We start from the raw sequence: 8,469 nt of genomic DNA, 5'->3' as shown, positions 1-8,469 counted from the left end.
TCCATTTTTTTGATAAACTGCTTTGTTTTGTGGATTTAATTTTGACAAAAAAACAATCAACTCTTTTGTGATTTTTTTCCAATTGTCAATAGAAAACCAAATGTGTGGATCATGAGCACTTACAAACGCTTCTGAATTGATGATTTGTTTCTCAGTTAACAAACCCCCTAAAGCAACTGTTTCTCTCCCTATCTGATTCATCTTTTCAAAGACATCGACCAGTTTTCCTTCTAAATGCAATCCGTTGTAAACAATCAAATCTGCTTGTGTTAGCTTGGCCACATCACCCTCCGAAGCTTTGTACAAATGAGGATCTACTCCTGGACCCATAATCCCTTTGACCTCAATAGCCTCTCCTCCTATGTTTTGGAGCAAATCGGTTATCATCGTGGTTGTCGTAACTACTGTAAATTTTGAGTTCTTCTGTTTGTTTCTTGGCTTACAGGCAAACAAACAAAACAATAAAACGACTGAAATCTTTAATTTACTCATTGCTTTTAATTGTTTTGTTTGACGTATAGATTGCTAGAAATTTGCTGAGATATTGAGATTTTTTCTCCCTCAATACTCAACAACATAGAATGGTCAAAACTCTCTTTGTGAAGCACTTCAACTTCTGCGCCTAACTTAATATTTGCATTGTCTAAATACTTTAAAAACGCACTCGAACTATCTTTGACTCCAACGATTTTACTTCTTTCATTTTCCCTTAAAGAAGACAACACTACGATGTTTCTTTTGATAAAGTTTCCATCTTTGTCGGGAATGGGATCTCCATGAGGATCATATCTAGGAAACTCTAAAAAAGCATCCAATCTATCTATTAATTTTCTAGACCTCACATGCTCTAATTGTTCTGCAACTTCATGCACTTCATCCCACTGGAACCCTAAATGACGAACCATAAAGACTTCCCAAAGCCTATGTTTTCGAATCACGTGAACCGCAATATCTTTTCCTTGAACAGTTAAAGAGACGCCTTGATACTTTACATAATCCACCAAATCTTTATCTGCCAATTTCTTCACCATATCGGTAACGGACGAAGCTTTCGTTTGTAGCTGTTCTGCTATTTTATTGGTACTCACCGCTTTGTTACTCACAACATATAAACTATGAATAGCTTTGAGGTAATTTTCTTCTGTTTGTGACAAGTCAAATTTCATTGTTACAAATATATGAATTTAAATTACATATTTGTATAAAATTATTTTTAGGCTAGTCTAAAAATTTGTGTAAGTTTGCAAAAAAACTAAAGTCCATGAGACGCCTTATTACCATTGGTTTACTTTTAATTTCACCATTTACATACGCCCAACAATATTTTATTGAAGGCAAAATAGAATCCAATGGAAATCCCGTTATAGCCAACATCACACTCAAAGAAAACAACAAGACAGTGAGTACTGATTTTAATGGTGAGTACTCTCTAAAGGCTCCTCATGGTACTTACACTATTCTGATTACCGCTATTGGGTATAAGAACCATGAAACTACGCTAGCACTGTCCAAAAACGAAATCTTAAATGTTGAAGTCAAAGAGGATATATTAGGTCTGGACAAAGTAGTTGTTACAGCAACGAGAGGTTATCTAAATAGAAAGAAGGCTCCTGTTATCGTTACTGTTACAGATGCCAAAATTCTTGAAGCTACCCAAGCGGTTAGCTTATCGGAAGGATTAAACTTCCAACCTGGATTGAGACTAGAAACCAATTGTCAAAATTGTGGTACCTCAGAAGTAAAAATGAATGGATTGGGGGGATCTTACACTCAAATTTTAATTGATAGTAGACCTATTTTCAGTGCTTTAAATAGTGTGTATGGGCTAGACCAAATTCCTGCCAATATCATCAAACAAATAGAAGTGGTCCGTGGTGGGGGTTCTGCTTTGTATGGTTCTAATGCTATTGCCGGTACAATCAACATCATCACAAAAGATCCCTCAGAAAATAGCTTTACCGTGGGGAGTAATTTGGCATTAATTGATGGAAAAACACAAGACCAAACCATCACTTTTAATGGAACGGTTGTCGATGAATCACTAAACACAGGCATCGCTTTGTTTGGAATGAAACGCAAACGTGGAGGATATGATGCTGATGAGGATGGATTTACCGAAATCACAGCCATGGAAAATATTTCTTTTGGTTTGAAAGCTTTTAAAAGGCCAGGCGATAGAAAAAAAATAACAGCAGAATTTAACACCAATCAAGAATACCGAAGAGGAGGAAACGAACTCAGCGCATTGCCTTTCCTGGCAGATGTCTCCGAACAAATAAGATCAAGTGTTGTTTCTGGTGGATTGACTTATGAATATTTGAGTGCTGACAAAAAAAACAATTATGCTACATATGCCTCAACTTCTTTCTCAAAAAACAAAAACTTTTATGGAGGACTCGCAGGAAACGAACCTACCGAAAAACAAATCAATGAAAGCATCAAAGGATATGGTAAATCAAATGACATCACTTTAGTAACCGGAACACAATTTGCTCATAAATTTGATGATTTCTTAAACCATACTGGAACTTTAACAACAGGGATAGAGTACAAATACAATAGCATAGATGATCGCAAAGAAAATCCAAATTTTGAACCCATCATACAAACAACACACCTCCTTGGAATTTATGCACAACAAGAATGGGTCATCAACGAAAGACTGAGGGTTTTGGGTGGAATTAGAGGAGACATCCATAATTTAGCAGAAGAGTTTTTGGTCCTAAACCCAAGAGTAAATATACTTTATAGCCTCCATAAGAATTTAAGATGGCGAACCAGCTATGCCAAAGGATTTAGAGCACCACAAATTTATGGTGAAGATGTACATGCCAAATTAGCCGCAAGTGAAATCAGTAGGGTTAGAAATGCAGAGGAACTGGTCTCAGAAACTTCTCATAGTTTTTTAACATCATTGGACTGGACCAAAGAATTGGTAAACGGTGATTTCTTTTTGGTTACAGAATTGTTCTACACCAAATTAAACAATGCCTTTGCCTTAACACAAGGAACAGAAACCGCTGAGGATTCAGGAATTTTTGAATGGGTAAGAAGCAATTCTTCAGGAGCAGAAGTCTATGGCGTGAATCTAGAAGCAAAATACGCACCCAATCCAAAATGGCTACTACAAACTGGGACTACCTTACAGCGCGCACTGTACCGTAACCCAATAGAATGGTCTGAAGAAGAAAAAGACCAAGCCACCAGAGCATTTAACAAAACACCTAATATATATGCCAATTTTGTAGCTACCTATGCACCCATCAAAGCATTTCAAAATCATCTTTCTGGCGTATATACAGGAACCATGTACGTTCAGCATTTGTCTGGTTATATTGCTAAAGACACTTTAGAAAAATCTCCTGCTTTTTTTGAACTGAACTGGAAGAGTTCCTATCAATTTGATGTCGATGAAAACAAACACTCCTATTTTGAAGTGTCATGTGGTATGCAAAACCTATTCAATGCCTATCAAAGTAATTTTGACCAAGGAACCGATAGAGATGTTTCCTATATCTATGGCCCTCAAAGACCTAGGACATTCTTTTTGGGATTAAAGTTTGGGCTCTAACCACTAAACAAGCAAATTCATTGAACTTCTGCCTTGAAAAGAGCTAAATATGTGTTGTCAACATGCACATAGTTTGACCTCAATACTTATAGAGATATAAAACCACATAGGACAAACACAAAAAAGTCCCTAAAACACTGATCCTTTGGTTCAAAAACACACAAAAGTGTATTGTTTATTTAAATTGATTACAGGCTAACTAAAAATTCTTCTTTCGTGTTTTTAACATTGATAAATTTGTATTTTAGCTATAAATTAAATCATAAAACCCATACCCAAAATGGCAAAAGAGACGAACGAAAAAGATGCAAAGTTAAAAGCACTACAGCTAACGCTAGACAAATTAGACAAAACCTATGGTAAAGGTGCTGTCATGAAAATGGGCGAAATGGCTACTCAAGATTTAGAAGTAATTCCTTCTGGGTCTTTAGGTATTGACCTAGCCTTGGGTGTAGGTGGATATCCAAAAGGACGTGTCATTGAAATTTACGGACCAGAATCTTCTGGTAAAACTACTTTGACACTGCACGCAATTGCTGAAGCTCAAAAAGCTGGAGGTATTGCTGCGTTTATTGATGCCGAACATGCTTTTGATCGTTTTTACGCTGAGAACTTAGGGGTAGATATCGACAACCTGATCATCTCGCAACCCGATCACGGGGAACAAGCTTTAGAAATTGCAGAAAATCTTATTCGCTCTGGTGCTATTGATATTGTTGTGATTGACTCTGTTGCGGCATTAACGCCAAAAAGCGAAATAGAAGGAGAAATGGGAGACTCTAAAATGGGACTTCATGCTCGATTGATGTCTCAAGCATTGAGAAAATTAACAGGAACAATCAGCAAAACCAATTGTACAGTTATATTCATCAACCAATTACGTGAAAAAATTGGTGTAATGTTTGGAAACCCTGAAACGACTACTGGAGGAAATGCACTGAAATTTTACGCTTCTGTTCGTATAGACATCAGAAGAAGAACGCAATTAAAAGATGGCGACCAAGTTATTGGTAACGCTACCAAAGTAAAAATTGTTAAAAACAAGGTTGCCCCTCCATTTCAACAAGCTGAATTTGATATTATGTATGGAGAAGGGATTTCAAAAGTCGGTGAAATTTTAGACATCGGGGTGAACTATGGAATCATCAAAAAAAGTGGTTCTTGGTTTAGCTACGGAGAAACCAAATTGGGTCAAGGTAGAGATGCTGTAAAAGCATTGATTAAAGACAATCCTGAATTGGCAGAAGAACTAGAAGCTAAAATCATTGATGCCATTAAGAATCCTGAAGGAGAGGAATAAAACTATCCTTTGGTCACAAAAAAAAGCCTCTGAATGTTCTCAGAGGCTTTTTTTTGTAATTGATACTGTTGAAACAAAATTTTATTATTTGTTCTTGTCTTCTAGTTCTAATTTCTCTGCAAAATACTCGCAAAAATCTCTCATCGTTGCAGACATTTTTTCGTCGTTGGTTGCTCTTTCAAAAGTATCGGCCATTTGCACCAAAGTCTGATGGAAAAAAATCTTCATCTCGTCTACAGGCATTTTTTTAGTCCACAAAGGCAAGTATAAACTTTCTTTTTGCTTTGCATCCCATACAGAAATTAATGTTGCTTTGGATTCATCTTTTGTTATGGCTCCATCAGTTGCGGACCAATGAATGGTTTCAGGAATTTTATTTTCGTCTAAACCTATTTCGAACTCTATCTTTGAGGTATTTGATACTGCCATTGTCTTCTGTTTTGGAGTACAAAGATACAGAATTTGTTTTCTTTTGATTAGTTGTTAGGCCTTCTGTTTTAAAAAGATAAAACCACGAACTACCATAAAAGATTTTAGCACCAAAACTTAGTGCTTTCTGGGTTTATATCCCGAAGCGTTTAAAAGGGACTGCGCTTCGAGACCCAAGAGGGTTTTCACGTCAACCTGATTGTTTTTCATGTACGCTCTAACCAACTGCAAACCTGTATATTTGCCAATAGCTCCTGGAGAATCTCTATCCATGGGAGTATAAAATTTAGAAAATGGTGCTATATCTAAAAATCTTTGCCTCAATTGATTCGTGTTTGCGTAAAGCATTTCATTTTTAATAAAATATGCCCACACCTCAAACTCATTTGCTTGCGCCCAGGCTAGTTTTTTGGGACTATATCCTAGTTTGATTTCATCCCCTACTTCTGGTAAAAACAAGTCTAATAAATATGCTTTTTTTCCTTCAAAAATCATTTGTCCTAAAAAAGTACGATCTCTGGTTTCGGGGTATTGAGTATCGATTATTTTTTTGGCAATCGCTGTAGTCATGTGCTCAGGAGTGAAATTTTCTGATAGATATTTTGCATATCTACCATAGACTTCGTGCTGCTTTCCCAAAAACATATCCAAGGAAATCAACAACAAATCCTCTGCATACAATACTTGATTTTGGTAAGAAACCCCCGTGATATCAGTAACGACAATTGGCGCTTTAAAATCATTGAAATAATACTTGATGTGTTTGAATAAATATTCAATTTCTTTCTGCTTCGGCTCGAAGTCTTTGTATACTTTACAAACCTCTTTATATAAAAATTGCTGAGTACTGTCTTTCATTCTTTCCAAAACCAATTCGTCAGACATCCCCTCAGGAAACATATACGGATAGTCGGTCTTTAAGGTAGGTAAATCTTGAGCCGAAGCTGTAAACAAGGCACCATGAAACAAGGCAAACGCCGAATTGATTTTTACCTTGTTGATCTCTTCCTCTTTCTTATGGGCTTGAGAACAAGACAGCACCATAAAAAACAATAGAGATAAGACACACCACTTTTTCATGCTGTAAAATATTTTAAGTAAATTTGTAATCACCTCAACAAAAATAACAAATAAGAAATATGAAAACTCAAAAGATTGCAGAACATATTATTGAGTGGTTAAAAACCTATGCCTCCAAAGCGGGTGTCAAAGGATTTGTCGTTGGGGTTTCTGGCGGTATAGATTCAGCCGTAACGTCAACACTATGTGCCCTAACGGGTCTCCCAACCATTTGTGTAGAAATGCCAATCCATCAACACCCTGACCAAGTCAACAGAGCTCAAGAACACATTGCTCAATTGTCAAAACGCTTTGAACATGTTTCTGGTCAACGAGTAGACTTGACCCAAAGTTTTGATGTTTTTAAGGAAACCGTACCGAATACTGATAACGATTTTTTATTGAACCTAACGCTAGCCAATACCCGTGCAAGGCTAAGAATGACTACGCTGTACTACATTGCTGGAATCAATAGCAGTTTGGTTGCAGGAACAGGAAACAAAGTAGAAGATTTCGGGGTAGGGTTTTATACTAAATATGGAGATGGTGGTGTGGACTTGAGTCCAATTGCTGATTTGATGAAAAGTGAAGTTTTTGCTTTGGGAGCTTATTTGGACGTACCTGCTGCAATTCAGAATGCTGCCCCTACCGACGGTCTATTTGGAGATAGCCGAACGGACGAAGATCAATTGGGAGCCAGCTATGATGAACTGGAATGGGCAATGAAACAAAAGGAAGAAGGAAAAAATGAAGATCATTTTACCGCTAGAGAAAAAGAAGTGTTTTTGATCTACAGCAAATTGAATGGTGCCAACCAACACAAAATGAATCCTATTCCTGTTTGTGAAATTCCTAAACAATGGAAAAGCTAACTTTGGACACAATTTCTATAGACGACACAAAACAAAATCATGAACACTAGCTTAGGCCTCTCGTCTCTAAATTAAAAACCAACTCCTCTATAAAACAATACGTTTACTTTCGTGTTTTTGAGTCAAAAAAGATTATTTGAGATAAAATTCAGATTATCAGAGGAATTTGGGCTAAGTTTCATTCTCTATTTAATATCTTTGTAGCCTATTATTATAATTTACATAGATGGCAGATAGTTTCGAAAAAAAAGAAAGAGAAAAGAAAAAAGCAAAAAAACGTAGAGACAAAGCACTACGCAAAGAACAACTCAAAGAGTCCGGAGTAAAAACTGCGGAATTTATGTATATGGGAGCTGATGGACAGTTGACTACTGAAAAACCAGACCCAACTATTGAAAAAGAAGAAATTTCATTAGACCAAATTCATATCAGTACTCCTAAAAAAGAAGACCTAGAACAAGAGGATCCCGTTAAAATTGGAATTGTAAACCACTTTAACAACGATAAAGGATATGGATTTATTGATCAAAAAGAAACAGGAAATAGCTTTTTTGTTCATATCAATAATGTAGAAGGGAGCATCAAAGAAGGAAACAAAGTTTCTTTTGAAACAGAAAAAGGACCTAAAGGTTTGGTTGCGGTTAAAGTAAAACTGTTTATCGCCTAAATCGAATACTTCATAGATTTAAAAACCTCAACAAATTGAAAAAAAATTTGTTGAGGTTTTCTTTTTTAACACAAACAGTTATCGTTTCCAAGTGCCGCCATATCTGTATTTATTGTTGTCTTTCTTGACCTTTAACAAACATGCTTCACACACAAACACCCATTCTTTGGGGTTTTTGTATTGAATTCTATACATGGTAGGAAAATCTACATCACAAACCTTACAATATTTGATTCTTGTCTTCATGGGTTTCTTCATTTTAAATCGTGGTGAATTTTTATGTTTTTACACATAGGAAACTACTCTCTTTTAAAACACGTACGAATGTAGCAGAAAAAATGGGAACGACAACAATCAAAAAATATTTCCAACGCTGTAGCTACTGTGCCTTTAACGCTTTGTATATGGTGTCTTAGCATAGCTAGAATACACTGCACTATATTCCGTATTGTATGCCATTTTTATTTTACGGATTTCGTTTTGTTCGGCCCAGTCTTTGGCTGTATTTATGGTGTATCTGTCAATTTGGTTTAGCAAATCGTAAAGATTTTGGTCAGACAAAGGCTGAATG

General features: G+C 36.2%; 10 protein-coding genes. 4 read left to right on the top strand and 6 right to left on the bottom strand.

The genetic code is table 11. The features are described from left to right. Both ABF281_RS03545 and ABF281_RS03540 read right to left on the bottom strand, forming a co-directional pair. A partial coding sequence (locus ABF281_RS03545; protein WP_347180324.1) for a zinc ABC transporter substrate-binding protein occupies nucleotides 1-492 on the bottom strand: 492 nt, incomplete at its 3' end. A gap of 5 nt (nucleotides 493-497) precedes the next feature. Continuing rightward, the gene (locus ABF281_RS03540) at nucleotides 498-1,166 is read right to left on the bottom strand and encodes a metal-dependent transcriptional regulator (RefSeq protein ID WP_347180323.1); all 669 of its coding nucleotides are present in this window, start codon (nucleotides 1,164-1,166) and stop codon (nucleotides 498-500) included. A gap of 95 nt (nucleotides 1,167-1,261) precedes the next feature. Between ABF281_RS03540 and ABF281_RS03535 the strand changes: the two genes are divergently transcribed. Both ABF281_RS03535 and recA read left to right on the top strand, forming a co-directional pair. Beyond that, nucleotides 1,262-3,571, top strand: coding sequence for a TonB-dependent receptor (locus ABF281_RS03535; RefSeq protein WP_347180322.1), 2,310 nt, complete (start codon nucleotides 1,262-1,264; stop codon nucleotides 3,569-3,571). Between the two features lie 280 nt (nucleotides 3,572-3,851). Beyond that, nucleotides 3,852-4,871, top strand: coding sequence for a recombinase RecA (recA, locus tag ABF281_RS03530; protein WP_347180321.1), 1,020 nt, complete (start codon nucleotides 3,852-3,854; stop codon nucleotides 4,869-4,871). Nucleotides 4,872-4,955: 84 nt separating this feature from the next. On the opposite strand, the gene gldC is transcribed toward recA, so the two are convergent. Beyond that, nucleotides 4,956-5,300 carry a gliding motility protein GldC gene (gene gldC / locus ABF281_RS03525; protein ID WP_347180320.1) on the bottom strand — a complete coding sequence of 115 codons (345 nt, stop codon included), beginning with the start codon at nucleotides 5,298-5,300 and terminating at the stop codon, nucleotides 4,956-4,958. Between the two features lie 117 nt (nucleotides 5,301-5,417). Further along, complete coding sequence (locus ABF281_RS03520) at nucleotides 5,418-6,380, bottom strand: gliding motility lipoprotein GldB (RefSeq protein WP_347180319.1); 963 nt, start codon at nucleotides 6,378-6,380, stop codon at nucleotides 5,418-5,420. A 59-nt stretch (nucleotides 6,381-6,439) separates the two neighbouring features. Here ABF281_RS03520 and nadE point away from each other — a divergent pair, with 59 nt between their 5' ends. Both nadE and ABF281_RS03510 read left to right on the top strand, forming a co-directional pair. Then, complete coding sequence (nadE, locus tag ABF281_RS03515) at nucleotides 6,440-7,231, top strand: NAD(+) synthase (protein WP_347180318.1); 792 nt, start codon at nucleotides 6,440-6,442, stop codon at nucleotides 7,229-7,231. Nucleotides 7,232-7,457: 226 nt separating this feature from the next. Beyond that, nucleotides 7,458-7,898, top strand: a complete 441-nt coding sequence (locus ABF281_RS03510) for a cold shock domain-containing protein (RefSeq protein ID WP_347180317.1) — start codon at nucleotides 7,458-7,460, stop codon at nucleotides 7,896-7,898. 78 nt (nucleotides 7,899-7,976) lie between these two features. On the opposite strand, the gene ABF281_RS03505 is transcribed toward ABF281_RS03510, so the two are convergent. Beyond that, a complete protein-coding gene (locus tag ABF281_RS03505; protein ID WP_347180316.1) occupies nucleotides 7,977-8,144 on the bottom strand; it encodes a hypothetical protein in 168 nt (55 codons plus the stop codon). Between the two features lie 144 nt (nucleotides 8,145-8,288). Then, a partial coding sequence (locus ABF281_RS03500) for a hypothetical protein (RefSeq protein ID WP_347180315.1) occupies nucleotides 8,289-8,469 on the bottom strand: 181 nt, incomplete at its 5' end.

It is taken from the genome of Wenyingzhuangia sp., assembly GCF_039768515.1.
Taxonomy (GTDB): domain Bacteria; phylum Bacteroidota; class Bacteroidia; order Flavobacteriales; family Flavobacteriaceae; genus Wenyingzhuangia.
Note: the sequence above shows the minus strand (reverse complement) of the source record. Positions and strands in the feature narration are given on the sequence as shown.

What these genes read in the sequence shown, in the direction of transcription:
- ABF281_RS03520 (WP_347180319.1), bottom strand. Translation starts at nt 6,380, where the DNA reads ATGAAAAAGTGGTGTGTCTTATCTCTATTGTTTTTTATGGTGCTGTCT.
- recA (WP_347180321.1), top strand. Translation starts at nt 3,852, where the DNA reads ATGGCAAAAGAGACGAACGAAAAAGATGCAAAGTTAAAAGCACTACAG.
- gldC (WP_347180320.1), bottom strand. Translation starts at nt 5,300, where the DNA reads ATGGCAGTATCAAATACCTCAAAGATAGAGTTCGAAATAGGTTTAGAC.
- ABF281_RS03535 (WP_347180322.1), top strand. Translation starts at nt 1,262, where the DNA reads ATGAGACGCCTTATTACCATTGGTTTACTTTTAATTTCACCATTTACA.
- ABF281_RS03510 (WP_347180317.1), top strand. Translation starts at nt 7,458, where the DNA reads ATGGCAGATAGTTTCGAAAAAAAAGAAAGAGAAAAGAAAAAAGCAAAA.
- ABF281_RS03505 (WP_347180316.1), bottom strand. Translation starts at nt 8,144, where the DNA reads ATGAAGACAAGAATCAAATATTGTAAGGTTTGTGATGTAGATTTTCCT.
- nadE (WP_347180318.1), top strand. Translation starts at nt 6,440, where the DNA reads ATGAAAACTCAAAAGATTGCAGAACATATTATTGAGTGGTTAAAAACC.
- ABF281_RS03540 (WP_347180323.1), bottom strand. Translation starts at nt 1,166, where the DNA reads ATGAAATTTGACTTGTCACAAACAGAAGAAAATTACCTCAAAGCTATT.